General features: G+C 49.9%; 28 protein-coding genes, 2 rRNA genes and 1 riboswitch (1 of these 31 cut by a window edge). Of the genes, 2 read left to right on the plus strand and 28 right to left on the minus strand.

The window, feature by feature from the left end; translation table 11 throughout:
• Positions 1-16: 16 nt before the first annotated feature.
• The 15 genes from fin to CBE73_RS13955 all read right to left on the minus strand — a co-directional run bounded on the left by fin (position 17) and on the right by CBE73_RS13955 (position 13,798).
• Positions 17-247, minus strand: a complete 231-nt coding sequence (gene fin, locus CBE73_RS13880) for an anti-sigma-F factor Fin (protein ID WP_094094701.1) — start codon at positions 245-247, stop codon at positions 17-19.
• 76 nt (positions 248-323) lie between these two features.
• Positions 324-884 (minus strand): aminoacyl-tRNA hydrolase, encoded by a 561-nt coding sequence (gene pth, locus CBE73_RS13885; RefSeq protein WP_094094702.1) that lies wholly within the window; start codon positions 882-884, stop codon positions 324-326.
• Between the two features lie 424 nt (positions 885-1,308).
• Positions 1,309-2,262: a ribose-phosphate diphosphokinase gene (locus CBE73_RS13895; RefSeq protein ID WP_094094704.1), complete on the minus strand. Its 954-nt coding sequence runs from the start codon at positions 2,260-2,262 to the stop codon at positions 1,309-1,311.
• A gap of 123 nt (positions 2,263-2,385) precedes the next feature.
• Entirely contained in the window at positions 2,386-3,786 is a 1,401-nt protein-coding gene (gene glmU, locus CBE73_RS13900) for a bifunctional UDP-N-acetylglucosamine diphosphorylase/glucosamine-1-phosphate N-acetyltransferase GlmU (RefSeq protein WP_094094705.1), read from the minus strand.
• 131 nt (positions 3,787-3,917) lie between these two features.
• Positions 3,918-4,202, minus strand: coding sequence for a septation regulator SpoVG (gene spoVG, locus CBE73_RS13905; RefSeq protein WP_094094706.1), 285 nt, complete (start codon positions 4,200-4,202; stop codon positions 3,918-3,920).
• Between the two features lie 195 nt (positions 4,203-4,397).
• Positions 4,398-5,228, minus strand: a complete 831-nt coding sequence (gene purR / locus CBE73_RS13910) for a pur operon repressor (RefSeq protein ID WP_094094707.1) — start codon at positions 5,226-5,228, stop codon at positions 4,398-4,400.
• 97 nt (positions 5,229-5,325) lie between these two features.
• Complete coding sequence (gene ispE / locus CBE73_RS13915) at positions 5,326-6,180, minus strand: 4-(cytidine 5'-diphospho)-2-C-methyl-D-erythritol kinase (RefSeq protein WP_094094708.1); 855 nt, start codon at positions 6,178-6,180, stop codon at positions 5,326-5,328.
• 227 nt (positions 6,181-6,407) lie between these two features.
• The gene (locus tag CBE73_RS13920) at positions 6,408-6,587 is read right to left on the minus strand and encodes a small, acid-soluble spore protein, alpha/beta type (protein WP_094094709.1); all 180 of its coding nucleotides are present in this window, start codon (positions 6,585-6,587) and stop codon (positions 6,408-6,410) included.
• Between the two features lie 172 nt (positions 6,588-6,759).
• Positions 6,760-7,026 (minus strand): biofilm formation stimulator Veg, encoded by a 267-nt coding sequence (veg, locus tag CBE73_RS13925; RefSeq protein ID WP_094094710.1) that lies wholly within the window; start codon positions 7,024-7,026, stop codon positions 6,760-6,762.
• A gap of 267 nt (positions 7,027-7,293) precedes the next feature.
• Positions 7,294-8,226, minus strand: a complete 933-nt coding sequence (yabG, locus tag CBE73_RS13930; protein ID WP_244905488.1) for a sporulation peptidase YabG — start codon at positions 8,224-8,226, stop codon at positions 7,294-7,296.
• A gap of 62 nt (positions 8,227-8,288) precedes the next feature.
• Positions 8,289-9,173: a 16S rRNA (adenine(1518)-N(6)/adenine(1519)-N(6))-dimethyltransferase RsmA gene (gene rsmA / locus CBE73_RS13935; RefSeq protein WP_094094712.1), complete on the minus strand. Its 885-nt coding sequence runs from the start codon at positions 9,171-9,173 to the stop codon at positions 8,289-8,291.
• A 5-nt stretch (positions 9,174-9,178) separates the two neighbouring features.
• On the minus strand, positions 9,179-9,724 hold the full coding sequence (gene rnmV / locus CBE73_RS13940) for a ribonuclease M5 (RefSeq protein ID WP_094096319.1): 546 nt from the start codon (positions 9,722-9,724) through the stop codon (positions 9,179-9,181).
• Between the two features lie 146 nt (positions 9,725-9,870).
• Entirely contained in the window at positions 9,871-11,022 is a 1,152-nt protein-coding gene (locus tag CBE73_RS13945) for a resuscitation-promoting factor (RefSeq protein ID WP_094094713.1), read from the minus strand.
• A 270-nt stretch (positions 11,023-11,292) separates the two neighbouring features.
• A riboswitch (cyclic di-AMP (ydaO/yuaA leader) is annotated at positions 11,293-11,514 on the minus strand.
• A gap of 217 nt (positions 11,515-11,731) precedes the next feature.
• A complete protein-coding gene (locus CBE73_RS13950) occupies positions 11,732-12,499 on the minus strand; it encodes a TatD family hydrolase (RefSeq protein ID WP_094094714.1) in 768 nt (255 codons plus the stop codon).
• A gap of 15 nt (positions 12,500-12,514) precedes the next feature.
• Positions 12,515-13,798, minus strand: a complete 1,284-nt coding sequence (locus tag CBE73_RS13955) for an HD domain-containing protein (RefSeq protein ID WP_094094715.1) — start codon at positions 13,796-13,798, stop codon at positions 12,515-12,517.
• 293 nt (positions 13,799-14,091) lie between these two features.
• On the opposite strand from CBE73_RS13955, the gene CBE73_RS13960 reads away from it, so the two are divergent.
• Positions 14,092-14,346, plus strand: coding sequence for an AbrB/MazE/SpoVT family DNA-binding domain-containing protein (locus tag CBE73_RS13960; protein WP_094094716.1), 255 nt, complete (start codon positions 14,092-14,094; stop codon positions 14,344-14,346).
• Positions 14,347-14,489: 143 nt separating this feature from the next.
• Here the strand turns inward: CBE73_RS13960 and rsmI are convergent, their stop codons facing one another.
• The 10 genes from rsmI to CBE73_RS14010 form a co-directional block, all read right to left on the minus strand.
• A complete protein-coding gene (gene rsmI / locus CBE73_RS13965) occupies positions 14,490-15,401 on the minus strand; it encodes a 16S rRNA (cytidine(1402)-2'-O)-methyltransferase (RefSeq protein WP_229752867.1) in 912 nt (303 codons plus the stop codon).
• A gap of 8 nt (positions 15,402-15,409) precedes the next feature.
• On the minus strand, positions 15,410-16,168 hold the full coding sequence (locus CBE73_RS13970) for a tRNA1(Val) (adenine(37)-N6)-methyltransferase (protein ID WP_094094718.1): 759 nt from the start codon (positions 16,166-16,168) through the stop codon (positions 15,410-15,412).
• Between the two features lie 82 nt (positions 16,169-16,250).
• Positions 16,251-16,619 carry a DNA replication initiation control protein YabA gene (gene yabA / locus CBE73_RS13975; protein ID WP_094094719.1) on the minus strand — a complete coding sequence of 123 codons (369 nt, stop codon included), beginning with the start codon at positions 16,617-16,619 and terminating at the stop codon, positions 16,251-16,253.
• 31 nt (positions 16,620-16,650) lie between these two features.
• Complete coding sequence (locus CBE73_RS13980) at positions 16,651-17,451, minus strand: PSP1 domain-containing protein (RefSeq protein WP_094094720.1); 801 nt, start codon at positions 17,449-17,451, stop codon at positions 16,651-16,653.
• Positions 17,452-17,544: 93 nt separating this feature from the next.
• Complete coding sequence (gene holB / locus CBE73_RS13985; RefSeq protein WP_094094721.1) at positions 17,545-18,537, minus strand: DNA polymerase III subunit delta'; 993 nt, start codon at positions 18,535-18,537, stop codon at positions 17,545-17,547.
• 114 nt (positions 18,538-18,651) lie between these two features.
• Positions 18,652-19,095 carry a YaaR family protein gene (locus CBE73_RS13990; protein WP_094094722.1) on the minus strand — a complete coding sequence of 148 codons (444 nt, stop codon included), beginning with the start codon at positions 19,093-19,095 and terminating at the stop codon, positions 18,652-18,654.
• 149 nt (positions 19,096-19,244) lie between these two features.
• Positions 19,245-19,574, minus strand: coding sequence for a cyclic-di-AMP receptor (locus CBE73_RS13995; RefSeq protein ID WP_068699021.1), 330 nt, complete (start codon positions 19,572-19,574; stop codon positions 19,245-19,247).
• A 159-nt stretch (positions 19,575-19,733) separates the two neighbouring features.
• On the minus strand, positions 19,734-20,393 hold the full coding sequence (tmk, locus tag CBE73_RS14000) for a dTMP kinase (RefSeq protein ID WP_373286404.1): 660 nt from the start codon (positions 20,391-20,393) through the stop codon (positions 19,734-19,736).
• Between the two features lie 5 nt (positions 20,394-20,398).
• A complete protein-coding gene (locus tag CBE73_RS14005; protein ID WP_094094724.1) occupies positions 20,399-22,153 on the minus strand; it encodes an aminotransferase class I/II-fold pyridoxal phosphate-dependent enzyme in 1,755 nt (584 codons plus the stop codon).
• 152 nt (positions 22,154-22,305) lie between these two features.
• Positions 22,306-22,521 (minus strand): sigma factor G inhibitor Gin, encoded by a 216-nt coding sequence (locus CBE73_RS14010; RefSeq protein WP_094094725.1) that lies wholly within the window; start codon positions 22,519-22,521, stop codon positions 22,306-22,308.
• Positions 22,522-22,735: 214 nt separating this feature from the next.
• Between CBE73_RS14010 and CBE73_RS14015 the strand changes: the two genes are divergently transcribed.
• Positions 22,736-23,260: a hypothetical protein gene (locus CBE73_RS14015; RefSeq protein WP_094094726.1), complete on the plus strand. Its 525-nt coding sequence runs from the start codon at positions 22,736-22,738 to the stop codon at positions 23,258-23,260.
• An 84-nt stretch (positions 23,261-23,344) separates the two neighbouring features.
• Here CBE73_RS14015 and CBE73_RS14020 read toward each other — a convergent pair whose 3' ends face one another.
• From CBE73_RS14020 to CBE73_RS22675, 3 genes are all read right to left on the minus strand, one after another.
• The gene (locus tag CBE73_RS14020; RefSeq protein ID WP_229752861.1) at positions 23,345-23,773 is read right to left on the minus strand and encodes a hypothetical protein; all 429 of its coding nucleotides are present in this window, start codon (positions 23,771-23,773) and stop codon (positions 23,345-23,347) included.
• Positions 23,774-24,019: 246 nt separating this feature from the next.
• Positions 24,020-24,136 (minus strand): 5S ribosomal RNA (gene rrf / locus CBE73_RS14025).
• Positions 24,137-24,198: 62 nt separating this feature from the next.
• Positions 24,199-24,341, minus strand: a 23S ribosomal RNA gene (locus CBE73_RS22675) (it continues 2,601 nt past the right edge of the window).

Here is a 24,341-nt window from a genome sequence, read left to right on the forward strand (position 1 = left end):
GACCAGGCAGACTTATCTACTGCAGCGGGCTGGCCACCAGTAGCAATTCGGGGTTCATCGTCATCGCTTCCGTACAGTAATCGCACGTAACGCGCACCGTAACATCCCCATTGGAATCATACGCTATTATATCTCTACGTTCTTCGGGGGTCAAGGCGGTAAAGCCCAGCTGACCTTCCGATACGAAAGGGGAATCAATCCGCCCTATCGAGGTTTTACAGTGTCTACAAACGTAATGTACTGCCATTTATATGCCTCCTGAAGGTTCATTTATACCTTCATTATGCCCGGAGACACTACTTACTAGCCGTCTGCGTATAGGTTTAACGGTTAAATTTGGCCATCGTTTGCTCGAAAGTCGACTGAAGACTGAACTCTAGCGCATCGCACGTCTGCTCAATCGAAGACTTTAACGCTTCCGATTCCTGTTTAGGGAAGGTACCGAGTACGTAGTCAATAATGGCATATCCCGGTTCAGGTCTCGAAATGCCCATCCGAACGCGGTTAAAGGTTTGAGTACCGGTATGCTGAATGATCGATTTGATCCCGTTATGGCCGCCGGAGCTGCCCTGATAACGTAGCCTGATCTTGCCTACTTCCGTGTCCAGGTCATCATAAACGACGATTAAATCCTCGAGTGAAACCTTATAATAATCCATGAAGGCTCGAACAGCTTCTCCCGATAAATTCATAAAAGTCATCGGTTTAATCAGGTACACTTTGGTACCGGCAATCTTGCCTTCGCCGATCAACGCTTTGCATTTGCTCTGCTTGATCGCGATTTGATGACGGTCCGCCAAGGCATCCAAAGCCATCCAGCCGATATTATGACGTGTCTTCTCATATTTGGAACCCGGATTGCCGAGTCCTACGATCCATTTCATCGCTTTACAATCCTTTCTTAAACAGATAACGTATCCTCCCAGGGAAAACCTGTTAATCCCCGCTCATTGTTTGGTACAATAAGTAAAACAAACCGGAGATGGGCATTTGATTCAGAAGAAGGTGAAGACGTATCCTGTCAGCATTTGGTTCAGAACTTATTGTAGATTCCCATTTCGATGAACATCTTAAACATGCTATTCCTGTCCAGATTTACTACAAAGGCGTGCACGAACAAATCGGCCGGATTACGGCTTATGACCGTTTCTTTGCCGAAGTGGAAGGCACCCTTTATAACCGGAAAATGTTCACTTTTATTTCAAGACCGGGTTATTGAATGGCCAGGCATGCAGCAAGAATGTCTTCTCACGTCAATATAGGGGCTAATCCTCCCGCTGGGGAAGATTAGCCCCTGTTTGCTGCCTTCTATTCGATTTCAAACAGCTTGCTGATCGACAGTTCTTCGTGAACCCGGATAATGGCTTCGCCCATCAGCGGAGCTACAGAAAGAACCTTCAGCTTGCTGGTCGGATTCGGATGCGTGATCGGAATCGTGTCGGTCACCACCACTTCTTTAAGCGGCGAGTTCTCCAGACGTTCCATAGCCGGTCCGGACAGCACCGGATGGGTACAGCAGGCGTAAACCTCTTTCACGCCGCCTTCTTTAAGCGCATTAGCACCCAGCACGATTGTGCCGGCTGTGTCGATAATATCGTCCACCAGAATCGCGGTTTTGCCTTCAATGTGGCCGATGATGTTCATGACCTCACTCACGTTAGGCTCCGGACGGCGTTTATCGATAATGGCAAGCGGAGCATTCAGGAAGTCTGCCAGCTTGCGCGCTCTGACCACGCCGCCGTGGTCCGGTGAAACAACAACCGGATTTTCGATATTTTTGGAACGGAAATACTGGGCCAGAATTGGAACACCCAGCATATGGTCAACCGGAATATCGAAGAAGCCCTGGATCTGCATCGCATGGAGATCCATCGTAATCACGCGATGTGCGCCAGCTTTCTCGATCAGGTTCGCCACGAGCTTTGCTGTAATCGGGTCACGGGAACGGGCTTTACGGTCTTGACGGGCATAACCGTAATAAGGGATCACGACATTGATACTTTTGGCTGAAGCACGCTTAAGAGCATCAACCATAACCAGCAGCTCCATCAGATTGTCGTTAACCGGGGCACAGGTGGATTGGACAACATAAACGTGTGAGCCCCGTACGCTTTCGGAGAGCTTAACCTGAATCTCGCCGTCGCTGAAGCTGGTTATGTTGGAATCGCCCATGGGAATTCCGATATAATCCGCGATTTGCTGCGCCAGCTTGGGATTAGAGTTACAGGTGAATATTTTCAACTTCGAATCAAAATAAGTCATAGAATAAAAACCCTCCGTGCTGTATAGATTGCATGTCTACAATCTTGTAAGGTCATTAGAAAAATCAGTACTGCAAAAGCTGCTCCGACGCAGGCGACGTCCACCTAAAAATGGCTTCTTATCTTACTTCTTATCTTGTGTTTCTTTCTTGGCTTTGGCGCGAGCCCGAATTTTATCAGCATAACCGGGTTTGTTCTCCTGGCGCTGACGGGCAATAGCCAAGTCATTATCCGGCACAGATTGGGTGATGGTCGATCCGGCTACTACATAAGCTCCCTTGCCGATCTTGACCGGCGCAATCAAGTTAACGTTGCTGCCGATAAAGGCTTCATCGCCAATTTCAGTAATGGATTTATTATATCCATCGTAGTTCACGGTTATCGCACCGCAGCCGATATTGACATTCTCGCCTACGGTTGCATCGCCCACATAGCTCAGATGCGAAACCTTCGAACCATTGCCAAGCTTGGCATTCTTGATCTCCACAAAGTCGCCGACTTTAACCTCTTGGCCAAGCACACTGCCGGGACGAAGGTAGGCAAACGGTCCAACGGAAGTGGATGCCCCCACCTCGGCCTCGATCAGAACGGACTGTTTGATTGAAGCACCGTTATGAATGACACTGTTCTCAATCTGGGTCTGCGGCCCAATGACACAATCCTCGCCGATTTTGGTATTCCCGCTCAGGACGGTCCCCGGATAAATCACCGTATCGGCGCCAATTTCGACATCTGCCCCGATATAAGTGGAGCTTGGATCAATCAAGGTCACTCCACCGATCATATGGCGTTTGTTAATGCGAACGCGCATATAACCTTCCGCTTCGGAAAGAGCCACACGATCGTTAACCCCGATTGATTCGGCATAATCCGCAGTCATATAAGCGGCTGCTTTCTCACCTTGCGAGACCAGGATTCCGATCACGTCTGTCAAATAATACTCCTGCTGGGCATTGTGATTCGTAACCTTGTCAAGAGCATCAAAGAGCTTTGCGTTGTCGAAGCAATACGTGCCCGTATTGATTTCCTTAACAAGGTTCTCCTCCTCGGAGCAATCCTTCTGCTCAACGATCCGGTTCACATGGCCCGATTCATCGCGGATAACGCGGCCGTAGCCATGAGGTTCATCTATGGAAGCTGTAAGCACGGTTGCTGCCGCGCCCGTTTGTTCATGATGCACGAAAAGAGCCTCAAGTGTTTCCGGCGTCACAAGCGGCGTATCTCCGCAAACGATAACGGTTGTTCCGTTCTCGCTTCCAAGGAGCTCTTTCGCCTGCTTCACGGCGTGACCCGTTCCCAGCTGCTGCTCTTGTAATACGTACTCTGCTTTTGTTCCCAGATAGGTCTTGACGGCTTCCGCACCGTGGCCCACGATAACAACTTTCCGCTCGCAGCTGACTTTATCCACGGCATCCAGCACATGTCCAACCATAGGTTTACCACAGACAGGATGGAGCACCTTATATAGTTTCGATTTCATGCGCTTGCCCTGCCCTGCGGCAAGAACAATGGCTAATCTTTTCAAGTCCCCGTCCTCCTTCTCTTAAAACTCCATACTGAATATATCTCATTCTGCATAAAAAGAAAAGAGACCCCCATGCATGGCCTCTTCTCTTGAACCCCAATTAAGTTAAAAAAATAACGGCAGAAGGTTAGTTAAGCTCCTTCTTCAATGACTTCTTCCTCCAGCGCGGCTCGCTCGTATTCGGCAAGCACTGCAGCTTGGATCTTCTCACGTGTCCCGGAAGAAATTGGATGCGCGATATCGCGGAATTCACCATCCGGAGTACGTTTGCTTGGCATAGCCACAAACATCCCGTTGTTTCCATCAATGACACGAATATCATGAACCACAAATTCATTGTCAATTGTAATGGAAGCAATTGCTTTCATTCTACCTTCCGAGCTCACTCGGCGGAGTCTTACGTCCGTAATTTGCATGTGTGTTCACCACCTTTTTCCAAATGAGACTTGGTGTAATATTCCACACTGCAATCCGAATTCCTCTTTTTTAAACGAACAAATTACCCTAAATTCAGGAATTTTTTTTGAATACCGAACTTTTCGACAAATTCCGTCCGATTCCGATAGGATTCTCGGTATTTCTTGCCATTTCTTTGTTCAAGCGCTTTCTTGCTATACCCAATCGAAATAATTACCGGGATGAACAGTAACACTTTTGTTCTTGGCATCCACCGCGCCCAGCGAAGCCAGCGACACATATTCCTCCAGCAGCCGCTGTTCCGTATCTATGGCGCCCGATTCGACCAGAACGCCTACACCGGCTACCGTGGCGTTGAATTCAGCCAGCAGATCGACCATCCCCTGTACCGTGCCGCCCGCTTTCATGAAATCGTCCACGATCAGAACCCGCGATTTCTCTTTCAGCGCTCTTCTCGACAAGGTCATCGTATGCAGGCTCTTATGAGAGCCGGAAACGTAGTTGATGCTGACCGCCGATCCTTCCGTCACCTGATGGTCCCGTCTGACCAATACAACCGGCAGATTCAATTGAGCCCCAATAGCATAAGCGAGCGGGATCCCTTTCGTTTCCACGGTCATGACCACGTCGATCTCCCGGCCCCCGAAGACGGTGGCAAACAGCTTGCCCGCTTCATTCATCAAACCCGGCAGACCCAGCAGGTCAGACATATATAAATATTCCCCCGGAAGTATGCGGTCCGGTTCGGATAACATTTTGCACAATTGGCCGATAAAAGCTTCCGCCTGCTCCCGTCCGATCCTAGGAATAAACTTGACGCCTCCCGCGGCTCCCGCCAGCGTCAGCAGTTCCCCCATACCGTCCTCTTCAAACACTTCCTTGATGATCGCCAGGTCTTCGCTGATCGAAGACTTAGCGGCTCCGTAACGGTCGGCAAAAGTGGTAAGCGGAATCAGCTGATGAGGCCGGGTGAGCAGATATTCTGTCATCTCGACCAAACGCGCGCTTCTTTTTAACTTCTTCACGAAAGACCCCTCGCTAAAATCCGAATATTTTAAAGAAAGAATACCATTTTTGTACGGGTTTATCAAATCAATTTCCGGATTTTAGGTGAAGAGGGCTTCACGTAAGAAGCCTTACCGCGTAAACTTCTTTGCAAAAACCCCGTAATCCGTTATAAATTCGGGCTACTTTAGCCTCTTTAGAAACAAGTCCAAACACCGTTGGTCCGCTTCCAGACATCAGTACCCCATCAGCACCCAGACGCTTCATCGTATCCTTGAGCTGCTGCACCTCCGGATGGAGCTGAAACGTGACGTCTTCGAGCACATTACCCAGCTCATGACAAACCTCAGTGAAAGACTGGTGGTCAATCGCTTGAATCATCGCTTTAGCGGAAGGATGCTTCTTAACCTGGTCCACTCTGAACTTGCCGTATACTTCTGCCGTCGAAACGTTGATCGGCAGTTTGGCCAATATAACCCAGCACTGCGGCGGGTTATTAAGCGGGGTAAGCACCTCGCCTCGGCCCGTGGCCAAAGCCGTACCTCCTGTAACGCAGAAAGGCACGTCGGAACCAAGCTCCGCGCCCAGGATTTGCAGCTCCTCGTCGCTGATGCCCAGGTTCCACAGACGGTTCAAGCCGCGAAGCGTAGCCGCGGCATCACTGCTGCCACCGGCCAGCCCGGCGGCGACCGGTATATGTTTATCCAAATGGATATAAACGCCGCTGCGGACGTTGTATCGTTCTTTAATCAGGCGCGCAGCCTGGAAAGCCAAATTTTTCTCATCGAGCGGAATATATCCGGCCTGGCTTGAAATAATAATGGTATCGCGCGGCAATGCGCTCATCTCCAGCCTGTCGGCCAGATCCACCATCGTCATCACCATTTCAACTTCATGGTAACCATCCGGTCTTTTATGTAATACATCCAGCATCAAATTAATTTTAGCCGGTGCCTTCTCATAAATCTTCAAGGCGTGTTCACCCACCTTCAGTCAGTCCAACTAAACAACTTAACATATTATAGGGAAAATGGCTTGGAAAGTCCATTTCTTTTGCAAACGCGGCTGAGCACGTCTTGTCCCCATTTTAACAGAAAGTGGGCGCCGCCCAAAATGACCCGTTATATCAACAAAAGCCTCCGGACTGGCCGGAGACCCTTTATCTCTTCAAACACCCTCGGCTTGCAGCGGCAAGGCCTTTACTTGCGCTCTGAAGCAGCCTTCTCGGCAAGCTCGATCGCCCGTTTCACCATATTGCCGGCATCCTTGGCTTTAATACCGCCCCAGCCCTCTTCCTGAACCGTGTCATAAAAACCAAGCTCCTTGGCAAGCTCTACCTTCAGGTTCTCGGACATGACGCTGCGTCTTCTTCGTGACATGTACGTTCTCCTCCTGACCATAGTGGAATATAGGACGTGTTCAGTATTTGCATTCCCCCGCCTGTCCTATACCCGGTAATGGCTGGCCTGACCTTCAGGCCGTTCGCAAGCCAAGAGGCAGACAAGAAAAAAACGGCCCTCAAGGGGCCGTCGCAAGTTATCTCATGCTGTCTCAGGAAAAAATCTGTGGTTCGTTTCCATCCTGGAACAGGGTCACTTCCACTGTTTCCGTCAGGACGTCCGCGTAACTGTAAGATACTCGTTTAAAAGTCTCTTGCTCCTCATCCAGCTTAACGATGAATACAGAGGGGTAGGTCTCTTCCAATATGCCTGTGCGCTCCACCGTCTTGCGACGGCCACCGTTCGCACGGAGCGTGATCTTCTGGCCTACATAAGCATCAAGACTGTGTTTGATATCGGACAAAGCGTTCTTAGCCATACCAGTAACCACCTCTTTCCTAAACCATTATAACACTGTCATTCACTAAAGTCAAATTTTATATTATATCAAGCCTAAAAGTTAGGTGTCAACGATTATTTTCATGAAAAATGAATGTAATGCCAAGAAAATTATCGCATTTTTTGGAACGGCCTTTATCGGGTGGAAAACAAAAAAAGAACCGGCTCTCAAGCCGGCTCAGTCCTATCCTTCTATTCACTTCTATTCACTTCTATTCTCTTTAGACCCCTGTCCTGAAGAGTATCTTTACATGACGGAAGGAACTACATTCAATTGGGACAAATCCTGAAATTTGGGCAGACCCACCCGGTAGCTGCCTCGCGTTTCGATTCCGCCTACCCCCTGAATGCCGCTGATCGTATGCTTCAATACATCCGTAATATGAATTGTGCCCCTTACGGACGTAAAGGCCGCCTTGGCGGCAATATAGACCGGATCAAGCGCATGAATCAGAATACGGCCTGGCGAGCTGGCAAAATTGGCCCCGGCCTGCAGCAGCGCTTCAAAATGAGACTGACAGGCCCCGGCTACGATGGTCAGCGAATCAAAATTGCGTTCATACTGGCGGGCAACTTGGATGGCCTCTACGAAGCTGCGGGAATTCTTATAGCTGGACAAGCTGTATAAGTCATTGTGAACCCTGTTCTTGAGGACCCCGTCATGACCGGTTATGACCACGATATCAGGTCTTACATTCGGCAGCAGACGGTAGAGAACATCCGCCATGGATTTCTCATTCACATAATGCCCCTGAGCGGGCACACGCAGCTTCTCGTACAGGTCCATGCTTTTCTTCAAGTAAAGCGGGTCGCCATCCAGATGAAGCACCTTACCCGGAACCTCAAAATACGACTGTGAAGAAACCTCGCTCGGTACAGCCGCGCGTTCAATGCCTAGCAAAGCCCGGTTTTGCTCCTCCAGCGATTTGCGCTCCTCATGCAGCCGCTGCAGGCCCTTCTCGGCTTTAATACGCGCTTCCTTGGCTCTGCCGGTCAGGATATCGCCTTTCACGGGAACCAGATCGTATACGGGCGCGTCAGCCAATAAACGGAACTCGGTCCCTTTAATGATTGCCCGGTTCCGTTCCAATGCCTCTACCCGGAAGGTTACATCCCTTCCATAGGATTGGCGGACAACCAAATCTCCTATATTCGTCAAGTCCATCACCTCTGAATCCATCCTATGGGCGTTTGAGGATAATGGTTCCTTTTCAGAGGTAAATTCAAGAAGAAGGGATCCTCTTAGCGGACTCCTGCTTCATGGAACACGTTGGACAAACGCGCGAACTCTTCAATGCTTAAAGTCTCCGCACGGCGGACAGGCTCGATATCAGCCAATGCCAGCAGCCGTTCGAGCTCTGTGCGGTCCTCTTTGGCGAAGAACCGGCTCTTTAGGTTATTCGAGATCGTTTTACGCCGCTGGGCGAAGGAAGCCTGTACGACCTCAAAGAAGAAAGCCTCGTCCCTCACTTCAACCGGCCGTTCCTGTCTGACTTTAAGGCGAATCACCGCCGAATCGACATTCGGCTGGGGAATGAACACCGTGTGAGGCACCACGCAAACCAGCTCCGGCTCGCTGAAATATTGGACGGCAATACTGAGACTTCCATATTCCTTGCCTCCAGGAGCCGCAGCCATGCGCTCGGCTACCTCTTTCTGGATCATCACCACGATGTTCTCCAGCGGCAGCCTTTCCTCCAGCAGCTTCATCAGGATTGGCGTTGTTACGTAATAAGGCAGGTTGGCCACCACGCTGACCTGGGACACCCCGCCGAACTCCTCCTGGAACAGCTGCTTCAAATCTAGCTTCAGCACATCGCCGTGAACGACCTTAACATGTGAAAAAGGCTGCAGTACGTCGCCGAGAATCGGCAGAAGCCGCTGATCGATTTCCACAGCTACGACCTTGCCTGCGGCATCGGCAAGCTTCTCGGTCAAGGCCCCGATGCCCGGTCCGATTTCCAGTGCCCCTTTGGAGCTATCCAAATCCGCCGCTCCCACAATCTTGCCGAGAATATTTTGATCGATCAGGAAGTTCTGACCGAGGCTCTTTTTAAACTGAAATCCATATTTCTGAATGATCTCTTTCGTCCGCTTGGGCGTCGAGACCTCTTCTCTCCTGTTCATGTCCGTTATACTCCTTTTCCCTCCAATTGGCGCAGCGCATCTGCAAATTCCTCACGGCTGATTCGGAAGACCGACAGCCGTTTATAGAATTGCTTGCCGTTGCAGTAGCCGATGCCCAGCACCTCGCCCATAAACCGGCGTCGTTCCGATGCTCTCGGGTGGACAATGAGCCCTGCGGTCATTAAGTCCTCCCAGTCGATCTGGGCCTCCACCTGGGGAGCTTCGCTGCGCACCCGGGCCAGCGCTTCCCGTATCGCCTCCGGTGAGGCGTTTTCCACGCCGATGTCGCCTTTCTTGGTGGCGGCCGACTCCGTCAGAAAAGCGTGTTTGCAGCCGGGCACCTTGGCCGCCACAATTTTGCGTATTCGTTCGCCTGCGTGATCGGGATCGGTCAAGATGATCACACCGCGCCGCTCCTGAGCCAGCGCAATTTTGCGCAGCACTACCGGCCCGATCGCCGAACCGCCAGTTTCGATCGTATCCGCATCTACGGCCCGTTTAATGGCCACCGTATCATCTTTGCCCTCCACGACAATGACTTCCTTAATCATCTTCGGGTTCCTTCCTTCCATCCATCCATGAGGTTCTTCAATCGCACCCGATTTTATGCCAAACAAAAAGAAGAGGAATTCTCCTCTTCTGTATATCCTCTATGATTAACCTTATAATAGCGAATTCCCAAGTTAAAGTAAACGAATCAGTTCAGTTCAGGTTTGACAGGACCAATCACGTAAACCGTACGTCCCGTTTTACGGCCGAAGTTCTTTGCCGCTTTAATCGTATCGTAATAAACATCGATTTTGTTGCCTTTAATCGCTCCGCCTGTATCCTCGGCACGGCGGAAACCTAAACCTTCGATATAGACCCACCAGCCCAGCGGGATGACATTCTTATCGACGGCAATCGTTCTGCCTTCCTCAACGCGTGTGCCTGAAGCAGTCTTCGTGCCAATGCCGGCTTCCTCGGAAGAATAAGCGGTCATGGATACGTTCTTCAGCAGCTTTTTATATTTAAAGTTAATCCCGTTCTTCGTTACGGAATTTGTACCGCTCACGCTGACGGTATTGGCTTTGCGCGTAATGCTCGCTGCCAGCACCTCGGTTTTAGGCTCTTCTTTCTTTGTGCCTACCGCAATGACTTGAGGTTGTGCCGGCTTAGCAACCTCTTTGCTGACCCAACGCTTCGAGATCATTTCCCCATCCTGGAATACCTTCTCGATCGTATGGACAACCTGCCCTTTGCTGCCGGATTGAAGCATTTTCGTCTTGCCTTTCAGCAAGTTCGGGTCAGAAGTCTTTACTACCGTGTAAGGAACCTCTTCCGTTTGCTTCACCAATACTTTATTAACACGAACTACATGAATTTTCATGTTTGGCTTTACTTCAGCATCCAGTTCTGGGTAAATCTTATCCTGCCCGGAAAAGGGAATGCCCGAGCTCAGCAATACGCTTCTTACGGTGTCTTCCGTTGTATATGTCTGGCTGGCCGTTCCGTCAGCGATTAAAGTGACCCGTGCGGCGCGGTCGATGATGACCTTGTCGCCGTTCTTCAGCTCACTGTCCAGTGCCGGCGTTATTTGATCTTGAGATTTAAGTTCGATGTCCTGCTCGCTCAGGAGACCTTCCACATTCTCCTGCCGGGTTTGCACGGCCACTGCCTTGCCATCGATCATCAGCTGTACGCTTTTCTTGCCTTGGCTGTAGAGATAAGCAAGAAAAATCGATATAACTGCAACAGCTAGTATGGCATAGATTGCAATTTGACGAGCATTTTGATAACTCCACCGCAAAACGTAAGACATACTGGATGATGGTGATTCATGGGTTTCGTTGTTTCTTATAAAGCCCATTTCTTCAGTCCTCCTCCATAGCCCCGCCGTCCTAGGTCGATACAGAATACATATGACGCGACTATTTACCGATTTTTGTACGTAATCCGCCAAAATCGCGCGTTTTACGTATCCTTCCCCAGTCTGCCTCGGCCACATCAATTGCTGTTAAGAACACCATATGATGGCCCTATCGCATTTTATTCAAAACAAAAAAAGCCAACAAAAGAGTTAGAGGAACTCTTTCGTGGCTTCCGTTAATGTCTTGGATGCTAATAGGATGCACGAGGTTGCCTCTCTCATATACGCTTACGGGGTTAGCTGTCGGGTTCGGACGAATGAGAGACGTCCTATCTTGATTCACCCGCTCATGGCGGTTGATCGCAAATTCACCCCAAAGACTCACGTAAAGAAATCAAATGCATCGGCTTCGGCTTTATGTATTCATTCACGGCCTGCAAGCTCTGCATCGGTTCCCCCGTTCTCCCGAAGGAGATTCAGCGAGACTGGTTCATGGAACCAAAGGATCGAAGTGACGCAACGGCGTCAGCCAATTACGCAATTCGATTACTGAAAAGATTCTATCCTTTTTGGATACCGGTTGTAAAGGAGTAATCAACCACGTATTTAAAAATAAATGGTTAAAAATCTGTAATAATCAGCGATTTATTAATTAAAATTCTTTAATATGTCCCGAATGCTCCTTTTTTCACTCTTTTTGCTCCCGATTTCAGCGGATACCAAATCGTTCCAGCGCATTTCGGGTTGTCAGGCTTGCAATTTCTTCCAAAGTTACGCCTTTAAGCTCAGCGGCCGTTTCTGCTACCAATTTGACGTAACCGGACTCATTTCTTTTGCCCCGGAAAGGATGCGGAGTCAAATATGGAGCATCCGTTTCGAGCAATAAACGGTCATCCGGAACCTGAACGAGGACCTCTTTAGGTTGTCTGGCATTTTTGAACGTGATCGGTCCGCCGAACGAAAGATGGAATCCCATATTCAGACAAATTTTGGCGGTTTCCCAGCTGCCCGAGAAGGAGTGCATAATGCCTCCAACTTCGCTTGCTTTTTCCTCGCGTAAAATTTTGACCACATCTTCATGGGCATCGCGATTGTGGATCACGATAGGCATTTTCAGCTCTCTGGCCAGGCCGATCTGGCGGCGGAAAACCTGCTGCTGCACGTCTTTCGGCGACGTGTCCCAATGATAGTCCAGGCCGATTTCCCCGATCGCAACCACCTTCTCATGCTGGCAGAGCTCCGCAATCCATTCCAGGTCACCGTCTCTCATCGTGATGGCATCTACGGGATGCCAGCCGACAGCCGCGTAAATAAAATCATACGTTTCGGCAAGTTTCATCGTCGTTGGAATCGTTTCCCTATTGAATCCGACATTTACCATGCGGGTAACGCCTTGTTCAACAGCCCTCGCTATCACTTCCTCCCGGTCCCCGTCAAATTGTTCCGCATCCAGATGTGTGTGCGTGTCAAATAACATAGCTGAAATTCCTCCTTAAATGTTAAAAAAAGCTCGAATCTCTGCAGGCAGCTTGTCCTTAACGTTTTGAAGCTTATCCTGCGGGTAATATAGCTGGTAGCGGCCTCGGTGAATCCCGCTTATCGAACGAACGATATCGGAAACCTCGGAAATCTCCTTCAGCTGTTCCTGCCGGTCAAGCAGCAGAATTTGATTGGTCGTAAGTCCGTCCTCCGGTTTGAATATGTCATAAGGCAAATCCGCCGGCGAATCAATTTCCAGATCATATATAGGGTTCAAACCGGCTGCCTCGAAGGCCTGCCTGATTTCTTCAACGGACTCGCTGTCCGATTGTTCGATTTCTACATATTTATACAGATTCCGATTCATGAAACGCCCACATAAGTCTTTAAGCACGGCGTCTTCTTCATTTTGCCATTTTAAGAAAACGGTTTGGATCAGCGCTTCATCAAGCTGGAGATATTCCGCTACCGTCAGCTCCCGGGTAAACAGACCTGGAAGCGGGTCAAGCATCATTTTGAATGAATATCCGGATGCCCACAGCTCCTTGGCCCTGCGGAAAATCTGCCGAAGCAGGATCTCCGAGCTGCGCGTAACCGGGTGGAAATAAACCTGCCAGTACATTTGATAGCGGGCCATTAAATAATCCTCTACCGCATGCATGCCTGATTCCTTGACGACTACCCGGCCGTGAAACGGACGAAGCATCCGCAGAATCCGGTCAATGTCGATGGTCCCATAGTTTACGCCCGTAAAATAGGCATCGCGGAGCAGGTAGTCCATCCGGTCCGCATCGAGCGGGCTGGATACCAGGTTTACGACAACCGGTTTGTCGTAGTCCTTTCTAATTACTGCGGCCACCTTATCTGGGAAATTCTCCGAAATCTGCTTCAGCAGCCGGTTTACTTCCGTATCGCCGAGCAGGATTTTGCAGGTCCAGTCTTCGTGGTCCATTTCAAAAGCTTCCTCTATAGAATGCGAAAAAGGTCCATGGCCCAAATCATGCAGCAGCGCCGCGCACAAGGCCACCATCCGCTCTTCCTTCGGCCAATCGCTGTACCCGCTTCGTTCAAACTGGGAAATGATGCGCCGCGTAATTTCATAAACGCCCAAGGAATGGGAGAACCGGCTGTGCTCCGCCCCATGGAAGGTCAGAAAGGTCGTGCCCAGCTGGCGGATACGCCGCAAACGCTGAAATTCGGGCGTGTTGATCAAAGCCCAAATCAGCTCGTCCTGAACATGAATATAGTTATGTACGGGATCTTTAAATACTTTTTCCTCACCAAGCGGCTGCCGCATGAAGAATACCTCCTTTTTGTCGAAAAGAAATATCGTTTCGACATCATTTGTCGAATTATGTAGAATATTAGAATGATTTCTTGTATCCTTTACATTATCGGTATTTTTCAGAAAAACGTTGATAAATCACTGTTTTCCCCTCTTGCCAAATTTTAATTAAGGAATAGAAGCGCATATTTTCCATTAATAGGTTGACTATTATGGCAATGGTTGGTATTATGATTATCATAAAAGATAGAATCATGTCGAATAATGGCATTTTAAATTGATAGCGAGAGGGGCAATCATCGGTTATGATGAAATCAACAGGTATTGTAAGAAAAGTAGACGAATTGGGACGCGTTGTTATCCCTATTGAATTGCGCCGTACACTTGGCATCGGTGAGAAGGATGCCCTTGAGATTTATGTAGACGGCGAACGGATCATGCTCAAGAAATATGAACCGGCTTGCATCTTCTGCGGAAATGCAGAGAACGTCACTTATTTCAAAGGAAAAATTGTTTGTCACGAATGTCTTAGTGAAATGCCTACACCTGTGACAAATTAAGATTTATAGGTTATAATAGGTTTACTGAAAATTGTTAATTCTAACCTTTTCATATCTCCTTGTACCTTCCTTGGCATGAACCCGGCCAAGTGAAGGTCTTTTTTTTGTTCATATTCACAAATTTTTCTTCTATTATAACCCGCTTATAATAACGCATTGTAAATATCCCTTTTGGATACACCGCGGTCAGCTGCAGTTCTCTTCATCGCGTCCTTCCGGGGCAGCCCTTCCCGCTCATAATGCTCGACATGCTGCTCCAGAGTCAGCTCCTGCCACCAAAGCCCCTGCTGCTCCTCCAGTTCACCGGCTTGAATCCCTTCGACCACAAGGCAGTATTCGCCAAGCGGCGGATGCTCCTCCAGCCAGGCCAAGCAGGACTCAAACGTTCCCCGCGCCATCTCCTCATAACGTTTCGTCAGTTCCCTCGCCAGTACGATCCGGCGATTGCCCAAATGCTCCAGCAGGTCCTGCAGCGTCTTCACCACACGGTGCGGCGACTCGTACATCAATACCGTACCCTCATAGGATTGAAATTGGCTGATGGCACGTTCTCTTCCCTTCTTGTCCCGCGGCAGAAATCCGATAAACTGAAACCGTTCCGTGGGGAGTCCCGAGACGATTAAAGCCGATAAAGCCGCGTTAGCGCCGGGCACCGGAATCACATCAATCCCCTGCTCGACGGCCAGACGAACCAGATCGCTGCCGGGGTCGGAAATCGCCGGCAGACCAGCGTCGCTGACGAGCGCTAAATTTTTTCCTTCTATTATAAGTCTAACCAATTCCGGGCCGCTTGCCCCTTTATTATGCTCATGATAACTGTACAGTTTCTTGGGCGTAATCTCGAAATGGGTCAGCAGCTTCCGGGTTTGCCGCGTATCCTCGGCTGCAATCAGATCTGCCTCCTGCAAAATCCGCACCGCCCGGAAGGTCATATCCTCCAGATTACCGATCGGCGTGCCTACGAGATAAAGTTTGCCCGGCTCTGTTGAGGCGGTTGTTCCCGCTCCGGTTCCTGCTCCTTCATTCGCATAACTCCGTTGTACCGCGATCTCCAAACCTTCCTTCATGCTTGTCCCCCACTGTCTCCATAATAAATCTCCATTAATTCCTTCGTATAACGTCCATCCGGCTCATACACCACCAAAGGCGGTTTAAGACGGATATCCGGTTTCCCGCCGCGCAAAGCCTCGATCAGCACCATATTGGCCTCCTGCGTCAGCTTGGGATGGACAAACCGGATTACTTTAGGCTCCAGCTTGTACTGTCTAAGCAGCGAAAGGATCTCGCCAAGACGCTGAGGTTTGTGCACCATATAAAATTTCCCGCCCGGACGCAGCAGCCGCATCGCCGCCGCAATGATCTCTTCCAAACTGCCGTGCAGCTCATGCCTCGCCATTGCCTGGTGTGGATTCAGCTTCCGATCCCCGGTCTTTAGCGGCATATAAGGCGGATTAACCGTAATTGCATCATAGACGTTAGCTCCAACCTCCTGCACCAGCTCTCTGAGATCCCCCGTCCGGATTAGAATCCGATCCTCAAGGCCATTAAGGCGGACACTCCGCCGGGCCATATCCGCCAGCCGGTCCTGGATTTCAATTCCCTCAATCTGTCCATTCGTGCGGACAGACATCAGAATGGGAATCACCCCGTTACCGGTGCACATATCCAGTATTCTTCCCTTGTTCGGCAAGGAAGCAAACCTGGAGAGCAATACAGCGTCCATAGAGAAGCTGAATACCTCGTCACTCTGAATCAGTCTCAGCCCTTCATTCATTAAATCATCGATTCGTTCCTGCTCATAAATTTCAACCTGTTCACTCATGCTTGATCCTTACAGCCCCGCTTTCCTCTAATCCAATCCTTATTATAATGGAAAAAAACCGTAGGTTCTCACCTACGGTCCTTTATTTATTCAAAAATGACAGGCAGAACAGACAATCGCCTTCCGTTCGTAAATGCCCGTAATACACATTGCATATATGAAAACCTTCATGATAAAGACGGGCCAAATTATCATGGCCTTCTCCAATCACATCGGCCTTACGCTCTTCCTCGCTGGTGGCTTCGGCTGCTTTGCCGGCTGCCGAGTCGCTGCCCGGTTCCCCGGTTTCACGCTTCAGCACCTTACGCAGCTGCTCGTTCTCCGTCGTCAGCCGCTGATTCTCTTCCAGCAGCTTCTTGACCTCCAGCTTGAGCGCGCCAAGCTCGGTTTGAGCTTCACCCATTTGTGATTCCATCTGCTGTAAATGTGCAAAAATATCTATTTTCTCCAAGTTCCCACCCCAGAGTCAGTCTCTATGGTATTTACTTGATGACGACGTCATCGAGCGAAAGTTCCTTCACTTTGCCGATTTCAAAGAGCTGAACATGAACGGTGCGGGACCCGCTATTGAGTCCGACAACCTTACCGTCTCCCATTGAAGTCACCACGATCTTACCCACGCTTGGCAGCTCTTCCTTCACGCTTTCGTAATTATCATGCTCAAACTTCAGGCAGCACATCAATCTTCCGCACAAACCGGAGATCTTGGTTGGATTCAGAGACAAGCTCTGATCCTTTGCCATCTTGATCGACACGGGTTCGAAATCGCCCAGCCAGGAGGAGCAGCAGAGAATCCGTCCGCAGGGACCGATACCCCCCAGCATTTTCGCTTCATCCCGTACGCCAATCTGGCGAAGCTCGATACGTGTCCGGAAAATACTTGCCAAATCCTTGACCAGCTCCCGGAAATCGACGCGTCCTTCGGCCGTGAAATAGAAAATGACTTTGTTGCGGTCAAACGTGTATTCCACGTCTACCAGCTTCATTTTCAAATCATGGTCCTTGATTTTATTTAAACAAGTCGTGAAGGCATTTTTGGCGGCTGCCTTATTCTCCTCCACAACGTTACTGTCCGACTCATCGGCGATCCGGATAACCTTCTTCAGAGGTAGAACAACATCCGATTCATCCACTACCTTCTTGCCGATTACTACTTTCCCATATTCGACCCCGCGAGCGGTTTCAACAATGACACATTGTTCCTTCTCGACAGGGAAATCCAGCGGGTCGAAATAATAGATTTTGCCCGCCTTCTTGAAACGGACACCCACTACAGTGTACAAAAACTAACCCCCTTATAACAGCACATGGTTCATCAAAAATGGCGGAAGCTGTGCTTCCCTAAACCTACAACTAATGGGAGATAGCTTGTCTCTTCAGTTCCAGGCCGGAACCGCATGTCCTACATTCAATAAAAATTGCTCCAAACAAAGCTGGCCATTCATATTGTACCGGAGCTTCTTCTTGGATTCTGCCGCAAATGCCATGCAGGAAACCCAGGCTCCGGCGCTGCGGGTTCCGGCTGTCTTGGAGATAAACTCCCATTCATCTATAAAAACGATACGATCATGTCTGTTCGCCTGAGCCTGAAGCATATCTTTGAACCATAAATGAAACAAATCAAAGATCATCTCCAGGTGGTCACCCAAACCGGCCTTAAACACGCTCTGCTGAGCGGTTATCAGTGGAGATCCGCCTCTGCCTGCGGATTCCTTCCCTAATTGTAACACTACGTTTCTAATTTCTGCAAACCAATTCTGACCTGCCAATTCCCGGCAGGCTGAGAGTCCAGCCGCCAAATGGACGGCCGTCCGGGCAATCGCATCGGGAATCCCTTCGTCGCTGAGCTTCTGAAGCATCAGCATGGGATCAAGGGCCGAGAAGGCTACCCACTGGGCTCTCGACTGAATCGTCGGCAGCAAGGCTTTGCCATTGCTGGACAATAAAATCGCAACCGCCGGAGAAGGCGGCTCCTCGAGAAATTTAAGCAGGCTGTTGGCGGCCTGCACATTCATTTTATCAGCCTGATCAATAATATAAGCCTTAGGATTGCCGTTCTCGGAACGGTAAGAGAATATCCGCTGCAGCTCACGAATCTGATCAATCTTAATATTCGCGCCGTCTGGACTTACGATTTGCAGATCGGGGTGGTTGCCATGCAGCAGCTTGCGGCATTCCAGACAAGTTCCGCAGGCTTCCTCCGTCCCGTTTGTACAGAACAAGGCCTGTACGAAAGCAAGCGCCATTTCCATCTGTCCGCTTCCGGGAGGCCCGTTAAAGATATAAGCATGAGATATGCGGTTGTGCCTTAACCCGTTCTGCAGCAGCTTCTTGGGACCTTCCTGCCCAACGATCTCCTTGAATAACATTCGGACTCACACTTTCTATTTGATATAAAATGTTCGGACAACGGAGGCTCCCGCGTTATGTTCCAATCGATTTGGCGAGCCTAATCCCTATCCCTGGCATCAGCTCCAGCCGGATTAAAAAGCCAAATTGATCAGCAAGCCGCGGATTTCTCCGATCTTCTGCAAAAGATCCAGTCTGCCCTGCTCCGTTTCCAGCAGTTCTTCTCCCATGCCCAGCAGGCTGGCGTCTATTTCATCCAGCAGTTTATAACGTTTGCCCCGTCCCCGCCGGTCCCAGCCTTTCGTATCCTTCATGCCGACCCCGCGGCGGACGGTCTCCTCCAGGAATCGTTTGACCATCATCCGGTAGATTTTCAGCTCACGCACCGTCATCGAACGGGCAAGCCTGTCCCCCTGAAAATGAATTTCCTGAAGCTTGCGGCTCAATTCCTCCTGGGTGGACTGTTCCCCCTGATGCTGCATCGCATCTGAGAAGCTTCTGGACGAGACCTGCTTGGCCGCGCCTTCGGACAATCCTCTGCTGCTTGTCAATGGTCTATACCCCGGCTCGATTTTCACCTGATCTACCGCCCATCTCTACCCGTATATTTGTAAACATGCAGAAACGGCTACTTGACCCGCCGGGCCACCGTAACCGCCTGCCTTGCCGGCAAACGGGAAAACCCGCCCGCCGGCTTTGTCTTAACATCTGCCGCTATACACGTTTATTAAAAATGCTCGAACCGGTCTACCGGAAGCACAAATACTGTAGCTCCGCCAACTTGTACCTCAACAGGAAGCGGCAAATACGAATCTGTCGTTCCGCTCATAGGTGTTACGGGCGTTACAAGCTGCTCTCTGACCTTACAGCTGCTCCGGATGACGCCCAGCACGGTCTCAACCTGACTGTCGTCAACCCCGATCATAAACGTCGTATTCCCTGCACGAAGAAATCCGCCGGTACTTGCAAGTTTGGTCGCCCGAAAATTAGCTTTGACCAAAGCTCCGGATAAACGGTTGCTGTCTTTGTCCTGAATAATCGCAACAATCAGCTTCATATTGCAGTCCCTCCTCATTTGGTTTAGTTACGCCTAATAATGAAAAGAAAATAAGCAAATGGATTTCTATGAATCTCCCCTATATGCTATTCCCGCCTCGTCTTTTCAAGATGGGAGTAAGGATAAAGAAGATTATAATCTATTATAACGCATATTTTGTTATTTATTTGATAAATTTGGCCTGAAATCCTCTAAAATCGGCTTTAATTGCATTTTTACCGCCTCCGCCATCACTTCCGGCGATTGGGATGCATCTACAACCGTAATACGTTCAGGATACATAGCGGCTACCTTCCGGTAACCTTCCCTTACCAAGTGGTGAAAATGTAAAGCTTCCAGGTCAAGCCTGTTCACTTCACGTCCCTTCCCTGCGGCAATCCGGGCCAGCCCGACTTCCGGTTCAACATCGAGATAGAACGTATAATCCGGGAATCTTCCATCTGTAGCAAAAGCATTGATCGAGAGCACTTCCTCGATACCGATCCCTCTCGCATAACCCTGATAAGCTAGACTGCTGTCAATGAACCGGTCGCATAACACAATGGTTCCTTGCTCAAGAGCAGGCTCAACTTTCTCCACCAAATGCTGGCGGCGCGCCGCCGCGTAAAGCAAAGCTTCTGTGCGGATATCCATTTCCGTATGGTCCGGATGCAGCAGGAGTTCGCGGATGCCTTCCGCAATCCGGATACCGCCAGGCTCCCGGGTCACGATATAAGGCAAACCTTCCTGGTCGAGCAGATCGGCGAGCTTCTGCATCATCGTCGTTTTGCCTGAACCTTCCCCTCCCTCCAGCGTAATAAAAAGTCCCTTGCGTTTGATTTCGTTCATCGTTCTTCCTCCGGTGTATCATCATTAAGATAGACTTGAATATGCTGCAGGGATGAGTCCTTGACCGCCTGGAAACGGGAGCCTGACTCTCTTAAAGCGACCAGGCGGGCCAGGACCTCAGCCGTGATTGGTTCTCCCGGATATAGAAGAGGAATGCCAGGCGGATAAGGAATGACCATTTCCGCCGCCCTTCTCCCTTCTCCCTGCTCTAAGAGTATGGATTCCGTTTCTTCCTCCACCGGAGGGGTCAGATCAAAAGCAACGGGCTGTGAGACGGGTTCTCCCAAAATGTTCCACGTGGAAACCGGGCTATCCTCCGGTCTGACCTGATCTTCAGGACAATAGCCCATCTCTGCTTCCAGTGTATGCAGCACCTCCAGCAAATGGTTAACATCGCTTGTCGTCGTCCCCGGACCTAAAGCAAGCACCGTATACCGTTCGTCACTCATCTCCGGCACACATTTCCCTTGTTCCAGCCGCTCCTGAAGCTTGTACCCGCTCCATTCCCCCAGCCGGTCATACAGAACCACTTTGTAAGGGTCCTGATGGGGATGATGATACCGGGAACCATCCGGGGCACGATGGGCAGAGGATAAGGGATTAGCAAAAGGATGGGCGGCCTCTTCCAGTTCCAGTTCCAGTTCCAGCTTCAGCTCCACTTCGACTCCCGCTTCTCTTACACCTTGGCCAGTTTCAAATTCCCGTATATGTAAGGCCTCGCCTTTGTTTGGGTTCTCCAGTTCCTCTGAGGCTCTGCCGCCTTCTAACTTGCTTCCCCACTTATTATTACCACCATCTGACCATTTGTTAACTCTCTCTTCCAGCAATCCGATGCGTTTCAGCTGACGCAGGCCTTCCCGCAGCCGGGCCGCCGCGGCCAAGCTTTCGGCAAAGGCGGCCGGGCCTTCCTGCTCCAGCAGGCTTCTACACAGATCGAGCGAAGCCATGATCGGATAAGACGGGCTGGAGCTCTGCACCATCGCCAGCCGCTGGCGGAGCAGCGGACGGTTCAGCAGGCCTCCCTGCACATGCAGCATGGCGCCCATCGTCATGGCGCCCAGCATTTTGTGCGTGGACTGCACGACACCGTCGGCGCCCTGGGACAGCGCGCTGCGCGGCAGCTCTGCGGCCAGGCCGTAATGCGCTCCGTGGGCTTCGTCCACGAGCAGCGGCACTCCGGCCGCATGACACAGCGCCGCCAGCGGAGCGAGCGGCGCCCCCATGCCGTAGTAGTTCGGGTGGGTGACCAGTACACCCTTTGCGCCCGGATAGCGGCGCAGGGCTTCACCCACCGTCTCCGGCGAAGGCATGGTCGCAAGCCCGCTGGCGCCGTCCACCTCCGGCGCCAGAAAAACCGCCCGTGCGCGGGCCAGCATCAATCCGTGCAGCACGGATTTGTGCACATTGCGCTGCACGAGCAGCACATCGCCTGGCTGACTGCATGCCGTCAGGATCAGCGCCAGATTGCCCGACGTACTTCCTCCTACCAGGAAGTACGTCTCCTCGGCCCCGAAGAATCGGGCCGCCTTCTTCTGTGCCACCTCAATCACGCCCTCCGGATGATGCAGATCATCCAGGCCTGTGATCTCGGTGGCATCTATCGTCAGCACGTCCTGCAGCGGGCCGCTGCCGGGACGTTTGTACATTTTTCCATTCTTATGCCCCGGTACATGGAACGAAACATCCTTGTCCCCCCGATACCTCTGGAGCGCTTCCCACAGCGGGGCATCTCCCACCAGTTGCTTCTTCACAGCCTAACACTTCCTATCCACTCTCTTCTCTTGATTCTTATTTTAAAAGATTAAAAAGCCGAAGTATATGTATTCCTCCCAATCCTACGAAAGAGAACCCAGCCAACAACTAAAAAAGAGCCCGCATCCCATGCAGGCTCCCTTAACCCCATTTATGCATTTAACTGCACCCAAATCTGCTTCATCTGATGAATAAAGAAATCATACTTCTCGTCCTTCACGTCCGTATGCACCATTTCCGCTTCACACTCTTCACAAATGAATTCCGAAACAATCTTTATTCCCTGTGCTTTCGTCTCGCCGCATATAATACAGGTTTCCGGAGCCTCATCCTTCAAGCGTTCGACCGGTCTAATGATTTCTTCCATTTGCGATCCCACCTTGTCGCTTTTACTATCAGTATGCCACAGAATCTATCTATTTATACAAGTCTGCTAGCCTTTTGACCCTATATCCTATGCCCAAAGCCTGAAATTGGTGTTTATGCCCTCCTCCCGCTCAAAAAAGGCCGATTTTATGCCGATATATTAAGCAAATGACCTTGTACTTACTTGCTATCTCCCAGGAGGGATGTAACCGTTTATGAATATTGACCAAAATACAAAAGCAACCTTTTACCAATACAGACTTCTAAAAAAAGCCTTGTTCCCCAAGCCTTTAATAGTAAGCCTGCTGGTGCTCCCTTTGATCTGTTTGATCGCTGAAATTATAAGCCTCGGCCCCTTCAGCATTTTGACTTTTATCGTAGCGGCGCCCATCGCCCTTTGGATTCAATTTGTAATCTGCCGTTCCGTCATTATTATCGTCAGCCATTCCTATCGTCCGAAGTGGCACTTCTCCTGGCGTATGCCTTGGTTCGGCTATATCCCTGTTCAATACATAAGCTACTCCACCTATAAAAAAGCGCACCTTCATTACATATGGATCGGTTTCGCTCTGATCGCCGTGCTAAGCCCCTGGTCGCCGACGAGCCTGATTGTATCCTTGTTCTTCTGGCATCTATGGCTGCTCTTCCCCAGACTCTATTCATTTATTGTCCTGTTTGGGCAGCGCAAAGACGGAATGCTCAAATTAACCGATCAAGAACTGTCCTATTACATACAGTGATCCTCCATCTATCCTTCCCCTCAATATCTTCAAAAAAAGAACCTGCTTCCTCATCCGAGGAAAGCAGGTTCTTTTTGATTATACCTAAGGATTGTTCGTGTTATTCAAACTTCGAGCAGCTACGTCATTTGTTTTTGGAATGTAGAGAATAAAAGCATTTTTCTGCAGTGATAATTGAATGACTTGATTATTTTTAATAAAAACACGAGTAGATCCCGTCTGTTCTTCCTTGTCCTCCGTCCAACCCCAAGCCTTTATCTCTTCCTCATAGGCCGTTGGAAGCTTGCTATCCTCTTTTAGACCCGGAACAGAATAGCGGACGTACTCCATCTTCGCGCTCTTTAATGCAGCTTCAGCTTTACTAGCTTCTTTCGGAACCGGGAAACTTTTATCCACAGCTGAACCCTCATATACCTTCCATGCAGTATCTGCAGAATTACAGCCGGCAATAAACAACATCATCGTTATAACTGAAAGCAAGCAGAATAAATACCATTGGGTTTTCCTATTCATGATATTTCTCCTCCTTACCCCAATAAATTCAATTCCTTAAAAGGTACAAGGCTCTATTCTACACCTAGTCGATCCGACTAAGTTCCTAGTTTATTATATATTCAGATGATCAGTCAGGAGTAACAAAACGGTTACATTCAATTGCCAGTGATTTCATATTATTACTGTCCCTTATACCTTCACCTATCCCCTACAAATCAACCAAAAAAAATAAAAACCACCACCGATAATCGGCAGTGGTTCTTCGCTTGGCGACGTCCTACTCTCCCAGGACCCTGCGGTCCAAGTACCATCGGCGCTGGAGGGCTTAACGGTCGTGTTCGGGATGGGTACGTGTGGAACCCCTCCGCCATCGCCACCAAACGATTCAAGTGTTTGATCACTTGAAAACTGGATACGAAACAATCAATTGCGATTAGATCTATTTGGATAAGCCCTCGACCGATTAGTACTGGTCAGCTCCATGCATTGCTGCACTTCCACCCCCAGCCTATCTACCTCGTCGTCTTCAAGGGGTCTTACTAGTTGGGAAATCTCATCTTGAGGGGGGCTTCACGCTTAGATGCTT

It is taken from the genome of Paenibacillus physcomitrellae (genome assembly GCF_002240225.1).
Classification (GTDB): domain Bacteria; phylum Bacillota; class Bacilli; order Paenibacillales; family Paenibacillaceae; genus Fontibacillus; species Fontibacillus physcomitrellae.